An 18,919-nucleotide genomic window follows, 5' to 3' on the forward strand; every position below is an offset into this window, starting at 1 on the left:
ACTTTGCAGAATCCTGCGGGAAAGAACGTCATGCTCCTGAACATGCTCAAGGCCAAGATCCACCGCGCGACGGTGACCCATGCCGAGCTGCACTACGAAGGCTCGATCGCGATCGACGGCTTGCTGCTGGATGCGTCGGGCATTCGTGAGTACGAGCAGATCCACGCCTGGAACGTCAACAGCGGCCAGCGCTTCGTCACCTATGCGCTGCGTGCCGAGGAAGGTTCCGGGATCATCTCGGTCAACGGCAGCGCCGCGCGCAGTGCGCAGACCGGGGACCTGATCATCATCGCGGCCTTCGCCCAGCTCAACGAGGCCGAGCTGGAGAAGTTCCAGCCGACCCTGGTCTACGCCGACGCGAACAACGGCATCTCGCACACCAATCGCTCGATTCCCAAGCAGATGGCGGCGGTCTGAGCCGGTCCATCCGCGGCGCTCAGCGTTGCTGCCTGGCCAGCGCCCACGCCACATGCTCGCGCACGATCGGCGAAGGGTGATCGGCGCGCGCGTCGAGCGCCGCGCGAGCCTGCACTGAGGGCGGCGCATTGCCCAACGCCACCGCGATGTTGCGCAGCCAGCCCTCGTAGCCGGTGCGGCGGATCGCCATGCCCTCGGTGCGCTTGAGGAATTCGTCCTCGCTCCAGCCGAACAGCTCGACCAGCCTGGCACCGTCCAGACTGTGCCGGGGCGCGAAGTCGGGTTCGGTGGTGTGCTGCGCGAACTTGTTCCACGGGCAAATCAGCTGGCAGTCGTCGCAGCCGAAGATGCGGTTGCCGATCGGAACGCGCAGGTCCTCCGGAATGCTGCCCTTGAGTTCGATCGTGAGATAGGAAATGCAGCGCTTCGCATCCAGCCGATACGGCCCGAGGATCGCCTGGGTGGGACAGATCTCGATGCAGCGGCTGCAGCTGCCGCAGTGCGCGCTGGCCGGTGCGTCGACCGGCAGCGGCAGGTCGGTATACAGCTCGCCGAGAAAGAAATACGAGCCGGCGCGGCGGTTGATCAGCACCGTATGCTTGCCGATCCAGCCCAGCCCGGCATTGCGCGCGAGTGCTTTCTCCAGCACGGGCGCGGAGTCCACGTACGCCCGGTAGCCGAAGTCGCCGACCACCGCATGGATGCGCCCGGCCAGCTTCTGCAGCCGGTTGCGCATCAGCTTGTGGTAATCGCGACCCAGCGCGTAGCGCGACACATAGCCGGCCTCGGCATCCTCGAGCACGCCCCACGCGTTGGCGGTGCCGGGCGGGATGTAATCCATGCGCACCGAGATGATCCGTTGCGTCCCCGGCTCCAGTTCGGCCGGCCGGCTGCGCCGCGTGCCGTGGCGGGCCATGTAGTCCATCTCGCCGTGGTGACCGTGCTCGAGCCAGCGTTCCAGGTGTCCTTCATCCTCGCCCAGATCGGTGCCGCTGATGCCCGCCTCGGCAAAGCCCAACTCGATCGCCCAGCGCTTGATGTCGCGCGCCAGGACGGCATAGTCGGGTGGGCTGGATGGGCTGGCCGTGGGCATCCGCCTATTGTAAGCGTGGCCCATGCCTATAATTCGCGCATGTCCGCTCATCCTTGCCATCGCGATCTGTATACCGTCGAACAACTGCGCCTGCTCGATCGCGCGGCGCTGGCGGCTCTCGGCATCTCCGGACAGGAGCTGATGTACCGCGCGGCGAGCGCCGCGCTGAACAGCCTGCGACGGCACTGGCCGCAGGCGCGGCGGATCTGCATTCATTGCGGCCCCGGCAACAACGGTGGCGACGGCTTCCTGCTCGGCGTGCTGGCCCACGAGGCCGGCCTGCAGGTCGAGCTGGTGGCGCTTGGGTCGACCTCGCACGGCGATGCGGCAAAGGCGCGCGAGGCATGGCAGGCTGGGGCGGGGCGAGTGCAGTTGTGGGATGCGCAGGCCCTGCTGCCGGAGGCCGAATTGCACGTCGATGCGCTGTATGGCATCGGACTCAATCGTGCACCCGAAGCGGGTGCGGCGCGGTTGATCGAGCAGATCAATCGCAGCGGTTTGCCGGTGCTGGCACTGGACGTGCCCAGCGGATTGAACAGCGACACGGGCGACTGTCCCGGCACGGCCATCCGTGCCGATGTCACGGTCAGCTTCATCGCCGGCAAACGCGGGCTGCATACCGGTCGTGCCGCCGATCAGGTCGGCGTGCTCGAGCTGGCCGGCCTCGGTGTGCCCGACAGCGTTTACGAACACGTCCGGCCGGATGCGCAATTGCTGGCGGCGGCGGCCTTGCCGGCGCGGGCGCGTTACGCCAACAAGGGCAACCATGGCCACGTGCTGGTGATTGGCGGTGACTACGGCATGGCCGGTGCGGCGCGGCTGGCCGGCGAATCGGCGCTGCGCGCCGGTGCCGGCCTGGTCAGCGTGGCGACCCGTGCCGAGCATGGGTTCGCGCTGAATGCGACGCGACCGGAATTGATGGTGCGTGGTGTCGATGGTCCGCAGACGCTGGCGCCCCTGCTGGAACGCGCCAGCGTGCTGGCGCTCGGGCCGGGCCTGGGCCAGGCTGCCTGGGGGCATGCGTTGTGGCTGACCGCGCTCGACGCGAACAAGCCGCTGGTGCTCGATGCCGACGGCCTGAACCTGCTGGCGCGCGAACCGCGCCAGTTCGGCACGCCGACCGTCCTGACGCCGCATCCCGGCGAGGCGGCGCGGCTGCTCGGGATATCCACCGCCGAAATCGAACGCGATCGCTTCGCGGCCGTGCGCGAGCTGTCCCGTCGCTATGCCGCGGTGGTGGTATTGAAAGGTGCCGGCAGCCTGATCGCCGATCCGGACGGACGTCTGGACGTCTGTCCCTGGGGCAATCCGGGCATGGCTTCGGCCGGCATGGGCGACCTGCTCACCGGCATCGTCGCGGCGCTGCTGGCGCAAGGCTGCACGCCGTGGCAGGCGGCCGGCCTCGGCGTGGGGCTGCATGCGCGCGCCGGTGACCTCGCCGCGCAGCAGGGCGAACGCGGCCTGCTGGCCAGTGATCTGCTGGCGCCGTTGCGTGCGCTGGGCAACGGCATGCCCGGTGGCGGGGGCGAGCATGGTTGAGCGGAGCGGGACGGGTCGCGGGACACCGGGTCACATCGAGTTCGGCCGGGAATGCTCGCTGGCGGACGAGGCGGCCACGGCGGCACTGGGCACCCGGCTGGCGAACGCGCTGGATGAGGGACTGGTGATCTACCTGCAGGGTCCGCTGGGCGCCGGCAAGACCAGTTTTGCGCGGGCCCTGCTGACCGCCCTGGGGGCGGGCGAGCGGATCAAGAGCCCGACCTACAGCTTGGTCGAGGGCTATACCACCCGCGATCGACCGGCCTGGCACCTGGATCTCTACCGGATCGCCGATCCCGCCGAACTGGAGTGGCTGGGCCTGGATGCACTGGCCGATCCGTCCGCGCTGATTCTGGTGGAATGGCCCGAACGTGGCGCCGGTGCACTGCCCGCGATGGATCTCGAGTTGCGCCTGGACTATGCCGAACACGGGCGCCGGGCGCTGCTGCGCGCCTTCACTCCACGCGGCGAGCGGATGCTGGCGCGGCTGGGTTGAGCGCGGCTAAGTGCCGAATTCCGCTTGATAAATTGCCGATGGGGCGATCCGGGCAATGATCTGTTCGTAAAGCGTGACTTGCGGTCGATAACTTGACGCGGCCTGATGAATGGCCTGCAGGTTATGGATATTCAAGGGAAAACCTCTTGCATTCGATCAATGGCTGCGTTTCAATGCGGCTCATGACCGGCTACCTGAACAATCTTTGCGGACTCGCCGCTGTCGCGTTCATCGCGGCCATCGCCCCTATGGGTGCGACTCGGGCGGCCGAGCTGAAGGATGCCCGGGTCTGGGCGGGTTCGGAATATACGCGCCTGGTGCTCGATGCCACCGGCCCGTTGCACTACACGATCAGCCAGAAGGGCGGCGAGATCGTGATCGACCTGCCCGATAGCCGGGCGACCCGCGATTTTTCCGATCCGGCCGCGCAGGGCCTGTATCGGGGCATGAGCCATGCCCGCTTCGGCGACCGCTTGCTGCTGACCGCCAGGGTGGATCCCGCCAGTCGCCTGAAAAGCTTTGTGCTCAAGCCGAACAGCGGCAGGGACTATCGTCTGGTGCTGGACCTGTATCCCGGCGGAAAAAAGGCCGGTGGCCATGTCGCCAGGCTCGCGCCGGCGGCGACCGTGATCCCGCAGTACAGCAATCCCACGCATAGCGGTCGGGTGGCCGCCGAACAGGCTGCCGCGATGCTCAATGGCCAGCGCCAGGTGGTGGTGGCGATCGACGCCGGGCATGGCGGCAAGGATCAGGGCGCGCATGGCCCGGGCGGTACGCTGGAAAAGAATGTCACGCTGGCGGTCGCCCGTGATCTGGCGGCGGAGATCAATCGTCAGCCGGGCATGAAGGCCGTGCTGACCCGCAACAGCGATATCTATATTCCGCTCAAGCAGCGCTATCAGATCGCCCGCGAAAACAACGCCGACCTGTTCGTGTCGATTCACGCCGACTCATTCACCAGTGACGACGCCAAGGGCTCGTCGGTGTGGGTGCTGTCGCCGCGTGGCAAGACCAGCATGGCCGCGCGCTGGCTCGCCGATGGCCAGAACCGGGCCGACCTGATCGGCGGTACCACGCTGGATGACAAGGACGACGGTCTGGCCAAGGTCCTGCTCGATCTGCAGCAAGGCTGGGCGATGCAGGCCAGTGACGAGGTCGCCGGCAACGTGCTGAAGGCGCTGGCCAGGTTGGGACCGACCCATCGAGGCTATGTCGAGCGCGCCAATTTCGTGGTGCTGCGCTCGCCGGATGTCCCGTCGATCCTGGTCGAGACGGCATTCATCAGCAATCCGGCCGAAGAACGCAAGTTGCGTGATCCGGCCCACCAGAAGCAGCTCGCCGAAGCGGTGATGGGGGGCGTGAAGAATTACTTCGAGTCCACGCCGCCACCGGGAACCTGGTTCGCGGCCCAGGCCGTGCGCCGCAACGACGTCGAGCTGGCGTCCCGCGGGGATGCCGGCGCGGGCAGGGCGACCGTCGCGGCCGCCGGCCAGGCCTCCTCGCATGCGGACATCCACAAGGTCGGGCGCGGCGAAAGCCTGAGCAGCATCGCGCGGCAGTATGGCGTCAGCGTCGGCGCGCTCAAGAATGCCAACCAGATGAACAGCAACACGGTCCACGCCGGCGCGGTGCTGACCATTCCCGCCGGCTGACCGCCGCTGGATCGCGGTGCCGGGTCGAAGGCGCCGCCTCGTTCGCTGCTAAAGTTGGCGGATGACCGTCATCCGTTTGCTCCCTCCCGAACTCATCAACCAGATCGCCGCCGGCGAGGTAATCGAGCGGCCGTCCTCGGTGGTCAAGGAACTGGTCGAGAACAGCCTCGATGCCGGTGCCACCCGCATCGAAGTAGACATCGAGGCCGGCGGCGCGCGACTGATCCGCGTGCGCGACGACGGCGGCGGCATCCATGTCGACGAATTGCCGCTGGCAGTGGCCTCCCACGCGACCAGCAAGATCGGCAGCTTCGATGATCTGGAACACGTGGCCAGCATGGGCTTTCGTGGCGAGGCGCTGGCGTCGGTGTCGTCGGTATCGCGCTTCGCGCTGACCTCGCGGGTACCCGATCAGGATGCCGCGTTTCGCATCGAAGTCGATGGCGGCAAGCTGCAGGCGGCGCGTCCGGCACAGCACCCGCCGGGCACCAGCGTGGAGGTGCGCGACCTGTTCTACAACGTGCCGGCGCGGCGGAAATTCATGCGCGCCGAGCGTACCGAGTTCGCCCATATCGACGACTTGCTGAAGTCGCTGGCGCTGGCGCGCCGTTCGGTCGAGTTCCGGCTCAGCCACAACGGCAGGCCGGTGCGCATCTGGAAGAGCGCGCGCGACGAGCAGGCGGCGCTGCAGCGGGTGGCCGAAGTGCTCGGCGAGGAATTTCCGGCGCAGAGCCTGCGTATCGATCACGCCATGGCCGGGCTGCATCTGTCCGGCTGGGTGGGCCTGCCGACCGCCTCGCGGGCGCAGGCCGACTCGCAGTACTTCTACGTCAATGGCCGGCTGGTGCGCGACCGCATCGTTGCGCACGCGGTGCGCCAGGCGTACGCGGATGTGCTGTTCCATGGCCGTCACGCCGCGTTCGTGCTGTACCTGGAACTCGATCCGGCCGGCGTGGACGTGAACGTGCATCCGGCCAAGCAGGAAGTGCGTTTCCGCGAGCAGCGGCTGGTGCACGATTTCCTGTTCCGGACCCTGCACGAGGCGCTGGCACAGACGCGGGCCGGGCTGAACCCGCTGCCGGGTCCGTCGGCCATGCCGCTCGCGCCTGCGGCTTACGCGTCCGCCGCCCCGGCGATGGCGACGGGATGGTCGGGCCAGTTCAGCCAGAACCGGCTGAACCTGGGCGTGCGCGATGCGCCGCTGGCCGGCTATGCCACCCTGCTGGGTGAATCGGCGCCGTTGGCGGATCGCTCTGCCGTACCGATGCCGCCGGCCGAAGACGGCGAGATACCGCCGCTGGGTTTCGCGATCGCCCAGCTGAAGAGCATCTTCGTGCTGGCCGAGAACGCGCATGGCCTGATCCTGGTCGACATGCACGCGGCACACGAGCGGATCACCTACGAAAAGCTGAAATCCGGCCGGGCAGGCAGCAACCTGCGCTCGCAGATGCTGCTGGTGCCGCAGGGCATCGCGGTCAGCGCGAAGGAGGCCGCGGCGGCCGAGGAGCATGCCGAGGCGCTGGCCGACTGGGGGCTGGAGTTGTCGCGCAGCGGCCCGACCACCATCGTGGTGCGGCGTATCCCGGCCCTGCTGGAAGGCGCCGACGTGGCCCAGCTCAGTCGCGACGTGTTGTCCGAGCTGGCCCAGCACGGCAGTTCGCGGCGACTGCAGGAGCTGGAGAACGAACTGCTCTCGACCATGGCCTGCCATGGATCGGTGCGTGCCGGACGGCGGCTGGGCCTCCCCGAAATGAATGCGCTGCTGCGCGAGATGGAAGCCACCGAACGCTCCGGACAATGCAACCATGGGCGTCCGACCTGGATCCAGCTGAGTCTGGCCGAGCTCGACAAGCTGTTCATGCGCGGCCGTTGATGCGCTTTCGGAAACCGTTCCGCTGGAGATGTCGATGATTCGCCCACACCTGCTTGTTGCCGCCGCCATTCTGGGAGTTGCCACCGTGCACGCCGCCACCACCGACAGTTATCAGCAAAGCATCGAACAGTGGCATGCCGGCCGGGTCGAACGCCTGACCGCGCCGGACGGCTGGTTGAGCCTGATCGGACTGGAGTGGCTCAGGCACGGTGACAACCGTGTCGGCAGTGCCGGCGACAACGACATCGTGCTGACGACCGGGCCGAAACATCTGGGTGTCGTGCATCTCGCCAGCGACGGCAGCATGCAGCTGACCCTGAGCGCGGACAGTGGTGCGCTGATCGACGGCAAGCCGCTGCGGACGTCCGTGCTGGTCGACGATGCGCATGCCGGCGAGGCCACGCCGACCACGGTGAGCTTCGGCACGGCGAGCTTCTACGCGATCGACCGCGACGGCCGCAAGGGGCTGCGGGTGAAGGACAGCGAGGCCCCCGCGCGCAAGCATTTCCTGGGCATCGATTCCTTCCCGATCGATCCGGCATGGCGCTTCGAGGCGACCTGGGTGCCGGCCGCGCCGGGCGAGACGCTGGAGATGGGCTCGGTGATCGGCACGATCGACAAGTATCCGGTGCCCGGCAAACTCGAGTTCAGCCACGACGGCAGGCATTTCGAGCTGCTGCCGGTGATCGAGGTGCCGGGCGACAAGCAGTATTTCGTCGTGTTCGCCGATCGCACCAGCGGCAAGGAGACCTACGGCGCCGCGCGGTTCCTCTACGTCGACCCGCCGAAGGACGGCAAGGTGGTGCTGGATTTCAACAAGGCCTACAACCCGCCCTGCGCGTTCACTCCGTTCGCGACCTGTCCGCTGGCGCCGCCGGAAAATCGGCTGGACATGCGGGTGACCGCGGGCGAAAAGAATTATCGGGGCGGGCATCACTGAGCTTCACGGCTTTTTGTGGGAGCGGCTGGGGCCGCTCCCACCACGCTGCTCAGCGGCCGTTGAACTCCGCCTTGCGCTTTTCCAGAAACGCAGTCGTGCCCTCGCGCATGTCCTCGGTGGAGAACGCCAGCGCAAAGCCCTGCGTCTCGAACTCCAGGCCCTGATCGAGCGCGGTTTCGCCACCCTGCAGCACGGCGTCGAGAATCCCCGCCGCGGCCAGCGGCGCGGCCGCGGCGAGCTGGTCGGCCAGCGTGTTCACCGCATCGTCGAGGGCGTCGGAGGCGACCACCCGATTGACGATGCCCAGTTCGTACGCCCGCTGCGCAGGGATCGTGGCACCGGTCAGGCACAGCTCCAGTGCGGCGGCGCGTCCGGCCAGGCGCAGCAGGCGCTGGGTCCCGCCGAAGCCGGGGATCAGGCCGAGGTTGATTTCCGGCTGGCCGAACTTCGCCTTCTCGCTGGCCACGCGCAGATGGCAGGCCATCGCCAGCTCCATGCCGCCGCCGAGCGCAAAACCCTGGATGCGTGCGACCACCGGCTTGCCGAGCCGCTCGATCGAGCTCATCAGGCGCTGGCCGGTACGCGAGAAACCCTGTGCCTGCACCGGCGTATAGCCGTTCATCTCGGCGATGTCGGCGCCCGCGACAAACGCCTTTTCGCCCGCGCCGGTCAGCACCACGGCGCGCACGGCGTCATCCTGCGCGGCTTGGGCAAAGGCCAGGGTCAGCTCGTTGAGGGTGTCGCGGTTCAGTGCGTTGAGCTTGTCGGGGCGATTGACGACGATCGTGCGCACGGCGCCGCGATTGCTGATTTCCAGATTGCGATAGGCCATGAGCGGCTCCGGTGAATGCAGGGGTGCGATGGTAGCAGCGGGAACCTTTGTCGTCGGCGGGTTTCTCAAGGCCGTGCGCCTGCGCTGCACGACGGGCGCCAACCGCTTAGGATGACCCGCAGGGAATCACCATGGTGACAGGCAGGACTCGATGGCAAATGGCATGACATATCTGCAAGGCTTGTTGTTCGGCGGCCTGCTGCTGGGTGGCGCGGCGCAAGCGCAAAATCATGCCGCGGCCGCGGTGGCGAGCCCAAAGCCGGACAAGGTCAAGCTGTCGTATGCGATCGGCTACCAGATCGGCAGCCAGTTCGCCGACGGCAAGCCGGACGTGGAAATTCCCGTGCTGCTGCGGGCGATCCAGGATGCCTACGCCAAGCGCCAGCCGACCGTGTCGATGCAGGACATGCATCAACAACTGCAGCGCCTCACCGAGCAGATGCATGCCGATGCGCTGGCCGAGTTCAAGCGCATCGCGGCGCTCAACGCGCGCAAGAGTGCGGCCTTCATGGCGCACAACCGAACGCAGCCGGGTGTGGTGCAGTTGCCCTCCGGCATCCAGTACTCGGTACTGAAAAAGGGCAGCGGTACGGTCAGTCCCAGGGTGACCAGCACCGTGGTGGTCAACTATCGCGGCATGCTGATCGACGGTACCGAATTCGACAGCACCTGGGCACACGGGGCACCAGTCAGCTTCACTGTGGACAAGGTGATTCGCGGCTGGCAGGACGTGATCCCGCGCATGCATGTGGGCGATCGCTGGAAGGTGGTGATTCCGCCGCAACTGGCTTACGGCGAGACCGGCGCGTTGCCGCGGATAGGCCCGAACGAGGCGTTGATGTTCGAGATCCAGCTGCTCGCCATCAAGCCCGATGCTGCTCAGCCCTGAGCCTCGCCGGTGCTAATATGACGGGGTATGTCGAACGTCCCGAACCCCGCCCCGACTCCCGCGTTGACCCCATGCATCGGCACCTGCCGGCTGGATCGTCGTGGCTATTGCGTGGGCTGTCTGCGTACCGGCGAGGAAATCGGGCGTTGGCGCACGATGAGCGATCCCGAACGCCTGCACGTCATGCGGGTGATCCTGCCGCGCCGCAAGCTGCCGTGATGGAGGCGCTGGTCAAGGCGGTGCTGCCGTTGTCGGCCCCGCCCACCGGGCCGGCCTGGAATCATGCCGACATGACCGAGTTCCTGGGCAGCAGCCAGCGCCAGCCGGCGGCCGTGCTGGTCGGTTTTCGCGAGGGCGTGCAGCCACGGCTGGTGCTCACGGTGCGGACCGATCATCTGCATGCCCATGCCGGCCAGGTGGCGTTTCCCGGCGGGCGCAGCGAGCCGGCCGATGACGATGCGCTGGCCACCGCCTTGCGCGAGAGCGAGGAGGAGATCGGCCTCGATCGGGCGCTGGTCACCCCGCTGGGGTACCTGGACAACTTCGAAACGATCAGCGGCTTTCGCATCACCCCGGTGGTGGCGCGGATCGCCGCCCACGCGCAGCTGTATCCCGCGCCGGACGAAGTGGCTGAAGTGTTCGAAGTGCCGCTGGCGTTCCTGCTGGAGCCGGCGAACCTGCGCCGCTATACGATGGAGTTTCGCGGCCATCGGCGACCGATGGTGGAGTTCGTCCACGGCGGCCACCGCATCTGGGGCGCTACCGCCGCGATGTTGCTCAATCTGCTGCAGAGGATGGGTCACGCATGAGCCTGCATACCACGCTGATCAGCGCCGCCGAGCTGGCGCAGCTATCACCGGACGAGGTGCTGATCGTCGATTGCCGCTTCGACCTGGGCGAGCCCGGCAAGGCCGCTGGCGAATATCTGCAAGGCCATATTCCCGGCGCCGTGTATGCGAGCCTCGACCGCGACCTGTCCGACCTCTCGCGCCAGGCCGAAGGGCTGGGCCGGCATCCGCTGCCGCTGGAGTCGACGTTCAGTACGTTGTTGTCGCGTTGGGGCTGGCAGGCGGGGATGCAGGTGGTCAGCTACGACGCAGCGGGTGGTGCGCTGGCGGCGGCCCGACTGTGGTGGCTGTTGCGGCTGGTCGGGGTGACCTCGGCGGCGGTGCTGGATGGCGGCTATGCCGCGTGGCTCGCCGCGGGCCTGCCGATCGAATCGGGAGAGCCGGCCGCTCGTCCGGCCAGCAAGGTGTCGCTGCGTTACGACCCGGGCCAGTTGCTGGTCGATCACGCCGCATTGCGCGGCAGCACCGCCGGGAAGCTGCTGGATGCCCGCGCGGCGCCGCGCTACCGCGGCGAGATCGAGCCGCTGGATCGGGTGGGCGGTCACGTGCCCGGCGCACTGAACCGGCCGTTTGCCGAGAACCTGCAGGGCGACGGCCGCTTCAAGCCCGCCGCACGGTTGCATGAGGAGTTCGCGGCGGTGCTGGGCGCGACCGCACCTGCCCAGGTCGTGCACATGTGCGGCAGCGGCGTGACCGCCTGCCACAACCTGCTGGCCATGGAGCATGCCGGCCTGCATGGTTCGCGGCTATATGCGCCGTCGTGGAGCGGCTGGATCAGCGACCCCTCGCGCCCCGTCGCCACGGGCGAGGAGCGGGCAGAGGAGTGAGAGAACAGGAGTGAGAAACGAGTGAAACCCTTCTCTCGTTTCTCACTCCTCGACACTCACTCCTGCTCTCTCACTCCTGTTCTTTCACTTCTTCTCCTTGAGCTTCGCCACCAGTTGCTGCAGCACGGCCTGCGTCTGCGGGTGGAAGAACGCGTCGACGAAATCGTCCAGCGGCAGCTTGTCCGGATCGGCATAGGCGGCGGCCAGGTCGGCGCGGGCCAGCGAGCGGGTCGCAAGCATCGCGTGTGAGGGCAGCGCCAGCAACTCGCCCAGCCAGTGCAGCGCGCGCTTGCTGACCTGGTCGACACCGGTGAGCTCGTCGACGAAACCGCAGGCCAGTGCCTCGGCGGAGTCGATCATCGTGCCGGAGACCAGCAGCCGCTCCGCCCGGTAGGTGCCCACCACGCGGCGAAGCGCCAACTGGATGGCTTCGGGCACGATCAGCCCGACCTGGACCTCGTTCAGGCCGATCCGGAACGGGCCCTCGGCCATCACCCGGTAATCGCAGAACAGCGCCAGCACAGCGCCACCGGCGGGGCTGTGGCCACTGATCGCCGCCACCAGCGGAATCGGTGCGCGCGCCAGGGTGGCGCACAACGCGAAAAACTCGCGCCAGTACTCGCGCACGCCGGCGCGGTCGCAGGCCAGCAGGGTGGGGACGTCGACGCCGGCAGAAAACAGTCCCTGTGCGCCGGACAGCACGATGCCGCGTGCCCCTTCGCGAACGCTGTCGTCGATGGCGGAGTGCAGCGCGCGCAGCAACTCCAGGTTCAGCGCGTTGACCGGCGGGCGAGCCAGCTGGATCTCGCGGATATCGTCATGAGTGGTCAGGTTGAGCATGGGAAACTCCGGCTCGGGAACTTACGGTTGGGGGTTTTCATCGGGGGTCCAGCGGTAACGGACAGCGTAGTCCAGCGCGGCCTTGCCGCCGGCCGGGACCTCGATGCGGAACTCCAGCGTATCCGTCGTCTGCTGGCTGGGTTTGCTGCTGGAGGACACCAGCGTCCACTGCCGCCAGCGTTGGGGGTGTTCGCGCACGGTCACCGTGCGGGCGCTGTCGCCGGCATTGCTGAGCTCGATCCGGAACGCCTCGTCCAGCGTGCGGCCAGCCTTGTCCACGCTGAAGCGGGTACGCGTGCGTTTTGCGCGCAGGTCGAACGCGGTACCCAGCGTGATCGTCGCATCGCTGCCCTTCGGGGTGTCGTCGATGCGGCCTTCGCCGATGAACTGGGTCGTGCCATGGCGGTCGGCCGTGAGTACGCGCAGATAGCCGGCGGGCAGGCTGTCGAACGCGCGCAGTTTCAACGTGCTGACGATCGTGTTGCCACCGTCCGGGTTGAAATCCTCGCTCAGCATCGGCTGCTGCGGCTGGAAACGGTTGCCGTTCTCGTACAGCGCGGTATGCACGCAGTCCACCGCACGTGGGGCGTACAGCGAAACCTGACTCACGCTGCTGTCGGGCAGGTCGACGATGGCGGGCAGGGTGTAGCTGCGGTAATCGCCAAGGCCCTCCTGTTGCGGCAGCTCGGCAGCGCCGGCCTTGGCATTGAAGCCGCGCGCCATCGCCATCATCGGCCGTGGTGCCGAGGCCTTGGCCATGTTCGGCTCACCGGCGATCAGGGTGAGCCGGGTGCCGCGCCAGTCGCGGCCGCTGCGGTTGGCGATGCTGGCGCGGGATTCGAATTGCATGCGGCAGCGGGTGCCGGACTGCAGCGTCGCCACGTACGCGGCACGCCAGCCGAGTCCGGAGGTGGGGTAGCTGAGCAGGGCGCGGGCCTGGCCGGCATGCGCTGCATCCAGCCGCAGGTCCAGGCTGGAACCGGTCGGGAAATCCGCGCCCTGGGTGCGCACTGCCGCGTACCGGGTGACCAGGGTGGTGTGGCCGAGTTGATCGCGCACCAGCAGGCCGTCACCGGTCCGCAGCAGGGTGCCGTCGACCAGCGACTCGCCGTTGCTGCCGAGCACGTCCACGCGATGGCCGGTCAATCCGGTCAAGGCCGCATTGGCTCCATGCGCCAGCAGCAGGCGCTGCGAGATGACCCGGGCCTCATGGCCAGGGAAATCCAGTGCGAGCGCTTCGGGGTCCAGGAAGATCGGCAGATCGCCGATCACCACGTCTTGCGTGCCGGCGGCGAGATTCAGCGCGCGCTGCTCGTGCACCACCGCATAGCCGTCATCGACGCTGCCGTCGCCGTTGCTGGCATACAGCGCGGCGCTGTCGCTGCGATACAGGGTCAGTGCGGTGGCCTCGGCGGCATGCGCGGGCGAGAGGCCGGCCAGTGCCGCGACAAGGGCCGTGGCGAGAAACACATCCGTGCGGGCGGGTATCGTCATGGGCGAACTCCATCATGGAACCGGACCGCCATCATAACGACGATGCGCCGAACGCGCGTGGATGGCCGGCACGGATCGTGGCGGCGGTGGGTATCGCCGGTGCCGGACAAGGGCAAGGCCGGGGGTCGAACAGCTATCGATCACATGTACCGTGTTAGGATCGGCGCCAACCCGGATCTCCGGGGTCTCATCACGACAAGTTCCCCCCACGGAGGGAGGCTCAATGGACCCCACTGCGACCATTCTGGATCTCCATCAGCTTCGTCGCAGCTGCGGTTCGTGCGCATTGCACGAGCTGTGCCTGCCCGGAGGCATCACCGCGGAGGAGCTGATCCAGCTCGATGCGACGGTCAGGGACAAGCGCACGCTGGATCGGGGCGACACGCTGTACCGCGAGGGTGATTCTTTCGGTGCGCTGTACGTCGTGCGTTCGGGTTCGCTCAAGACGTTCGTGCAGGACGAGGACGGCCAGATGCAGATACTCGGCTTCCACCTGCCGGGTGAAATCGTGGGCGTGGACGCGCTGGCCTCCGATCGGCACATGAGTCAGGCCGAGGCGCTCGAACGATCCAGCATTTGCGAGCTTCCCTACACCCGGCTGCAGAAGGTGGTTGCCGAGGTGCCCGCCCTCAACCGCCAGCTGATGCGGATCATCAGTCGCGAGGTGGTCGAGGAGCATCGACACATGGTGGTCATGGGCAAGCAGCCGGCACAGGAGCGTCTGGCGATCTTCCTGGCCAGCCTGGCCGACCGTTACAACCGGCTGCAGCGCGATGGCACCCGGCTGACGCTGACCATGTCGCGCAGCGATATCGCCAACTACCTGGGCCTGGTGGTCGAGACGGTCAGCCGTGTGTTCACCCGCATGGAAGAGATCGGTGTCCTCGAGGTCAACCGCAAGGCCGTGCGCATCCTGCAGCCGGAACAGCTGGCCAGCCTTTGCGGCATGAACAGCCGGCCGGACCTGCAGCGAAAAGACGCCAGTTGATCCGAACGCGCGCCGGCGACGAGCCGGTCGCTCGCGGCTGGCTCGTCGGTGCGTCGATGGTTGGCATCAAGTGGTTGCGGCGACAACCGCGCCGGCTTCGCGGATGGCGGCAGGCAGGGGCACCGGTTTGCCGGTGGCCGGATTCATCCACACCATCACCACGTGACCATCGCAATAAAGCCGGCTGGGGTCGTCGGCATCCACGATGCGATGGGCCAGCGTCATCGAGCTGGTGCCCAGCCGGGCGCAGCGCAGTTCGACATGCAGCGAGGCGGGCCAGGCGATCGGCTGGCGGTATTGCAATTCGCTGGCGGCCAGCACCGGCATCGACTCCTCGCTGAACCAGTCGCGCACCTGTTGCAGCCACTGCAGTCGCGCTTCTTCCAGGTAGGTGAGGTAGTTGGCGTTGTTGACGTGATTGAACGCGTCCAGATCGCGCCAGCGCACGCCCAGGGAAGCCACGAACAATGGCGCGGAACCCTCCGTGGCGACTCCGCCGGCAGCGGTGGTTCCCTCGGCGGCCGCCGACGGCGTGGAGGTGCGGGTACGCGTACTCATGAACGTTTCTTCCGTGGCATCGGCTTGTATTTGTCGGCCGAGGCGATGTGCCGGGTGGCGGCCTTGATCCGCTTCGCGGCGCCCGACCTGGCCGGTTTGGCCGGTTTCAGGTGCGGCGCCAGGAAATGACCGGTGTGCGACTCGGTGGTGGCCGCCACCGTTTCCGGCGTGCCGGCCACCAGGATACGGCCGCCGCCGGCGCCGCCCTCCGGGCCGAGGTCGACCACCCAGTCGGCGGTCTTGATCACGTCGAGATTGTGCTCGATCACCACCACCGTGTTGCCCTGGTCGACCAGCTGGTGCAGCACGTCGAGCAACTGCTCGATGTCGTGGAAGTGCAGGCCGGTGGTGGGTTCGTCGAGGATGTACAGGGTGCGGCCGGTGTCGCGCTTGGACAGCTCCTTGGACAGCTTGACCCGCTGCGCCTCGCCGCCCGAGAGCGTGGTCGCGCTCTGGCCCAGCTTGATGTAGTCCAGGCCGACCGCGCGCAGGGTGTCGAGCCGGCGCGCGATGTTGGGCACGTGCTCGAACAGCTTCAGCGCGTCCTCCACCGTCATGTTCAACACGTCGGCGATGGTGTGGCCCTTGTACAGGATTTCCAGCGTCTCGCGGTTGTAGCGCTTGCCGTGGCAGACGTCGCAGGGCACGTAGACGTCGGGCAGGAAGTGCATTTCCACCTTGATCAGGCCGTCGCCCTCGCACGCCTCGCAGCGACCGCCGCGCACGTTGAAGCTGAAGCGTCCGGGCGTGTAGCCGCGCGAGCGGGCCTCCGGCACCTGCGCGAACATCTCGCGCAGCGGCGTGAACAGGCCGGTGTAGGTGGCTGGGTTGGAGCGCGGCGTGCGGCCGATCGGCGACTGGTCGATATCGACCACCTTGTCGAACAGCTCCATGCCGTCGATGGACTTGTACGGCGACGGCTGCGTGCCCGCGCCATTCAATTCGGCCGCGGCGAGGCGGAACAGGGTGTCGTTGACCAGGGTGGACTTGCCCGAGCCGGACACGCCGGTGACGCAGGTGAACAGGCCGGCGGGAATCGCCAGGTCGACATGCTTGAGGTTGTTGCCGCTGGCGCCCTTCAGGTGCAGCCATGCGGTGTCGTCGACCGGCTGGCGGCGCTCCTTCGGCACCTCGATCGCGCGCACCCCGGAGAGGAACTGGCCGGTGACCGAGCGCGGCGAGTCGAGCATGTCCTGCACGCTGCCTTGCGCCACGATCTCGCCGCCGTGCACGCCGGCGCCGGGACCGATATCGAGCACGTGGTCGGCCATGCGGATGGCGTCCTCGTCATGCTCGACCACGATCACCGTGTTGCCGAGGTCGCGCAGGCGCGTGAGCGTGCCCAGCAGGCGTTCGTTGTCGCGCTGGTGCAGTCCGATCGAGGGCTCGTCCAGCACGTACATCACGCCGACCAGGCCGGCGCCGATCTGCGAGGCGAGCCGGATGCGCTGGGCCTCGCCGCCGGACAGCGAGTCGGCCTGGCGGTCCAGGGTCAGGTAGTTCAGGCCCACGTCGTTGAGGAAGGTCAGCCGTTCGTGGATCTCCTTGACGATCTTCACCGCGATCTCGCCGCGCCAGCCGCTGAGCTTGAGTTCGGCGAAGAACGCAAGCGCATCGTCGATCGAGCGATGGGTGAGCGAAGGCAGCGCGTGGTCGGCCACGAACACGTTGCGCGCCGAGCGGTTCAGCCGCTGGCCCTCGCAGGCCGGGCAGGGCTGGTCGCTGATGTACTTGGCCAGTTCCTCACGCACCGCGGCGGATTCGGTTTCCTTGTAGCGTCGTTCCAGGTTCGGCAGGATGCCTTCGAACGGGTGCTCGCGGGTGACCTTGCCGCCGCGCTCGGTGATATAGCGGAAGGCGATCTTTTCCTTGCCGCTGCCGTACAGGATGGCCTTCTGGACGTCCGCCGGAAGTTGCCGCCACGGCGTGTCGACGTCGAAGCCGTAATGCGCCGCCAGCGACAGGATCAGCTGGAAATAGTGCGCGTTGCGGCGGTCCCAGCCACGCACCGCGCCGCCGGACAACGGCAGTTCGGGATGGCCGACCACGCGCGCCGCGTCGAACACCTGGGTGACGCCCAGGCCGTCGCAGCTCGGGCAGGCGCCGACCGGCGAGTTGAACGAGAACAGGCGCGGTTCCAGTTCCGGCAGCGAGTAGTCGCAGACCGGGCAGGAGTAGCGCGACGACAGCAGTTGCTCGGCCGCCTTGTCATCGTCCATGTCGACCACGATCACCAGCCCGTCGCCCAGCCGCAATGCGGTCTCGAACGACTCGGCCAGGCGCTGCTTGATGTCCTCGCGCGGGCGGAAGCGGTCGATCACCGCCTCGATCGTGTGCTTCTGGCGCAGGGTCAGCGGCGGTACCGCGTCGAGATCGACCACGGCGCCATCGACACGGGCGCGCACGAAACCCTGGGCGCGCAGTTGCTCGAACACCTGCACGTGCTCGCCCTTGCGCTCGCGGATCACCGGCGCCAGCAGCATGTAGCGCTTCTCGGGGTCCTGCGCCAGCGTGGCATCGACCATCTGGCTGACGGTCTGCGCCTCGAGCGGAATGCCGTGATCCGGGCAACGTGGCGTGCCGACGCGGGCGTAGAGCAGGCGCAGGTAGTCGTACACCTCGGTGATCGTGCCCACGGTGGAGCGCGGATTGTGCGAGGTGGATTTCTGCTCGATCGAGATCGCCGGCGACAGGCCTTCGATATGGTCGACGTCCGGCTTTTCCATGATCGACAGGAATTGCCGCGCGTACGCCGACAGCGATTCGACATAGCGTCGCTGGCCTTCGGCGTAGATCGTGTCGAACGCCAGCGAGGATTTGCCGGAACCGGACAGGCCGGTGATCACGATCAATTTGTCGCGGGGCAGGTCGAGGTCGATGTTCTTGAGATTGTGCGTGCGTGCGCCGCGGATGCGTATGGTGTCCATTGCGCCGGGATATGGGGGGGAACCTTTACTATACCAAGGAGTTTTGTCAGTTCAGCGAACTGATCGGCCGATCGGTGGGCTGGCTTCCCTCGCGGCCGTCATGGCTAAATGGGGTTTGCCTGCCCTCGGGGCGGCTTTCAGACCCGCAACAGGAGGCAGCGATGCGCAAGTGGATCGGGATCGTGGCAGCGTTGGTACTGGCCACAGGCGTCGCCGGCCAGGCCGTGGCGGCACAACCCAGCGAGAAGCAGGTGCGCCAGCTGTTCGAGGTGATGCACATGGGCCAGATGTTCAACCAGATGAATTCGCAGATGGCCGGGGTGATGGGGCAGGCCGTGCCCTGCGTCCCGGCTTCGTACTGGCAGGGTTTCATCGACGCCAGCGGCACCGAGCAGCTGATGGGCCGGATGGTGCCGATCTACCAGCGCCATTTCACGGCCAGGGATGTGGTGGGCCTGCTGAAGTTCTACAAATCGCCGCTGGGCCAGAAGGTGATTGCCGAGATGCCGCTGACCATGGCCGAAGGCATGAAGATCGGCCAGCAGTGGGGTCACGAGCGCGCCGAGGCGATGCTCAAGGAGCTGCAGCAGAAGGGTACGCTGGATGCCAGCGGGCGCTGTCCGGCCAGTCCCGGGGCCACCACGCCCACGCCGGTGCCCAAGACGGGTCACTAGGGACCGCGGGCCCCGGTGCGGGGCCGTTTCGG

At 67.4% G+C, this 18,919-nt stretch carries 16 protein-coding genes and 1 pseudogene; 11 read left to right on the forward strand and 6 right to left on the reverse strand.

Translation table 11 applies throughout. From position 1 onward, the window contains the following. Positions 1 to 30 precede the first annotated feature (30 nt). Positions 31 to 417, forward strand: a complete 387-nt coding sequence (panD, locus tag ACFPPA_RS05900; RefSeq protein WP_377318198.1) for an aspartate 1-decarboxylase — start codon at positions 31 to 33, stop codon at positions 415 to 417. Positions 418 to 436: 19 nt separating this feature from the next. Here the strand turns inward: panD and queG are convergent, their stop codons facing one another. Then, a complete protein-coding gene (gene queG / locus ACFPPA_RS05905; RefSeq protein WP_377318200.1) occupies positions 437 to 1,534 on the reverse strand; it encodes a tRNA epoxyqueuosine(34) reductase QueG in 1,098 nt (365 codons plus the stop codon). Between the two features lie 15 nt (positions 1,535 to 1,549). Here queG and ACFPPA_RS05910 point away from each other — a divergent pair, with 15 nt between their 5' ends. From ACFPPA_RS05910 to ACFPPA_RS05930, 5 genes are all read left to right on the forward strand, one after another. Then, positions 1,550 to 3,049 (forward strand): NAD(P)H-hydrate dehydratase, encoded by a 1,500-nt coding sequence (locus tag ACFPPA_RS05910; protein ID WP_377318202.1) that lies wholly within the window; start codon positions 1,550 to 1,552, stop codon positions 3,047 to 3,049. Continuing rightward, positions 3,042 to 3,545 (forward strand): tRNA (adenosine(37)-N6)-threonylcarbamoyltransferase complex ATPase subunit type 1 TsaE, encoded by a 504-nt coding sequence (tsaE, locus tag ACFPPA_RS05915; RefSeq protein WP_377318204.1) that lies wholly within the window; start codon positions 3,042 to 3,044, stop codon positions 3,543 to 3,545. Before ACFPPA_RS05910 ends, tsaE begins: the two co-directional genes overlap by 8 nt. Positions 3,546 to 3,727: 182 nt before the next feature. Then, positions 3,728 to 5,197, forward strand: a complete 1,470-nt coding sequence (locus ACFPPA_RS05920) for an N-acetylmuramoyl-L-alanine amidase (RefSeq protein WP_377318206.1) — start codon at positions 3,728 to 3,730, stop codon at positions 5,195 to 5,197. Between the two features lie 61 nt (positions 5,198 to 5,258). Continuing rightward, complete coding sequence (mutL, locus tag ACFPPA_RS05925) at positions 5,259 to 7,070, forward strand: DNA mismatch repair endonuclease MutL (RefSeq protein ID WP_377318208.1); 1,812 nt, start codon at positions 5,259 to 5,261, stop codon at positions 7,068 to 7,070. Between the two features lie 34 nt (positions 7,071 to 7,104). After that, positions 7,105 to 8,010 (forward strand): DUF1684 domain-containing protein, encoded by a 906-nt coding sequence (locus tag ACFPPA_RS05930; protein ID WP_377318210.1) that lies wholly within the window; start codon positions 7,105 to 7,107, stop codon positions 8,008 to 8,010. Positions 8,011 to 8,059: 49 nt separating this feature from the next. Here ACFPPA_RS05930 and ACFPPA_RS05935 read toward each other — a convergent pair whose 3' ends face one another. Beyond that, positions 8,060 to 8,842 carry an enoyl-CoA hydratase/isomerase family protein gene (locus tag ACFPPA_RS05935; RefSeq protein WP_377318212.1) on the reverse strand — a complete coding sequence of 261 codons (783 nt, stop codon included), beginning with the start codon at positions 8,840 to 8,842 and terminating at the stop codon, positions 8,060 to 8,062. Between the two features lie 163 nt (positions 8,843 to 9,005). On the opposite strand from ACFPPA_RS05935, the gene ACFPPA_RS05940 reads away from it, so the two are divergent. The 3 genes and pseudogenes from ACFPPA_RS05940 to ACFPPA_RS05950 all read left to right on the forward strand — a co-directional run bounded on the left by ACFPPA_RS05940 (position 9,006) and on the right by ACFPPA_RS05950 (position 11,406). Beyond that, a complete protein-coding gene (locus ACFPPA_RS05940) occupies positions 9,006 to 9,731 on the forward strand; it encodes an FKBP-type peptidyl-prolyl cis-trans isomerase (protein ID WP_377318214.1) in 726 nt (241 codons plus the stop codon). 27 nt (positions 9,732 to 9,758) lie between these two features. Beyond that, a pseudogene (locus ACFPPA_RS05945) lies at positions 9,759 to 10,540 on the forward strand (NUDIX hydrolase). Beyond that, positions 10,537 to 11,406, forward strand: coding sequence for a sulfurtransferase (locus ACFPPA_RS05950; RefSeq protein ID WP_377318216.1), 870 nt, complete (start codon positions 10,537 to 10,539; stop codon positions 11,404 to 11,406). The pseudogene ACFPPA_RS05945 and the gene ACFPPA_RS05950 overlap by 4 nt, the downstream one beginning before the upstream one ends. 84 nt (positions 11,407 to 11,490) lie before the next feature. Here the strand turns inward: ACFPPA_RS05950 and ACFPPA_RS05955 are convergent, their stop codons facing one another. Then, on the reverse strand, positions 11,491 to 12,246 hold the full coding sequence (locus ACFPPA_RS05955) for an enoyl-CoA hydratase/isomerase family protein (protein WP_377318218.1): 756 nt from the start codon (positions 12,244 to 12,246) through the stop codon (positions 11,491 to 11,493). 21 nt (positions 12,247 to 12,267) lie between these two features. Further along, a complete protein-coding gene (locus tag ACFPPA_RS05960; protein WP_377318220.1) occupies positions 12,268 to 13,740 on the reverse strand; it encodes a DUF4139 domain-containing protein in 1,473 nt (490 codons plus the stop codon). 223 nt (positions 13,741 to 13,963) lie between these two features. Between ACFPPA_RS05960 and ACFPPA_RS05965 the strand changes: the two genes are divergently transcribed. After that, the gene (locus ACFPPA_RS05965; RefSeq protein WP_377318222.1) at positions 13,964 to 14,728 is read left to right on the forward strand and encodes a cyclic nucleotide-binding domain-containing protein; all 765 of its coding nucleotides are present in this window, start codon (positions 13,964 to 13,966) and stop codon (positions 14,726 to 14,728) included. A gap of 66 nt (positions 14,729 to 14,794) precedes the next feature. On the opposite strand, the gene ACFPPA_RS05970 is transcribed toward ACFPPA_RS05965, so the two are convergent. Beyond that, complete coding sequence (locus ACFPPA_RS05970; protein ID WP_377318224.1) at positions 14,795 to 15,286, reverse strand: acyl-CoA thioesterase; 492 nt, start codon at positions 15,284 to 15,286, stop codon at positions 14,795 to 14,797. Then, positions 15,283 to 18,213: an excinuclease ABC subunit UvrA gene (gene uvrA / locus ACFPPA_RS05975; RefSeq protein ID WP_377318226.1), complete on the reverse strand. Its 2,931-nt coding sequence runs from the start codon at positions 18,211 to 18,213 to the stop codon at positions 15,283 to 15,285. Before uvrA ends, ACFPPA_RS05970 begins: the two co-directional genes overlap by 4 nt. 161 nt (positions 18,214 to 18,374) lie before the next feature. Between uvrA and ACFPPA_RS05980 the strand changes: the two genes are divergently transcribed. Continuing rightward, positions 18,375 to 18,887, forward strand: a complete 513-nt coding sequence (locus ACFPPA_RS05980; RefSeq protein WP_377318228.1) for a DUF2059 domain-containing protein — start codon at positions 18,375 to 18,377, stop codon at positions 18,885 to 18,887. The last annotated feature ends 32 nt before the right edge of the window (positions 18,888 to 18,919 follow it).

The sequence above is a fragment of the Rhodanobacter ginsengisoli genome, from assembly GCF_042657065.1.
Lineage (GTDB): Bacteria > Pseudomonadota > Gammaproteobacteria > Xanthomonadales > Rhodanobacteraceae > Rhodanobacter > Rhodanobacter ginsengisoli.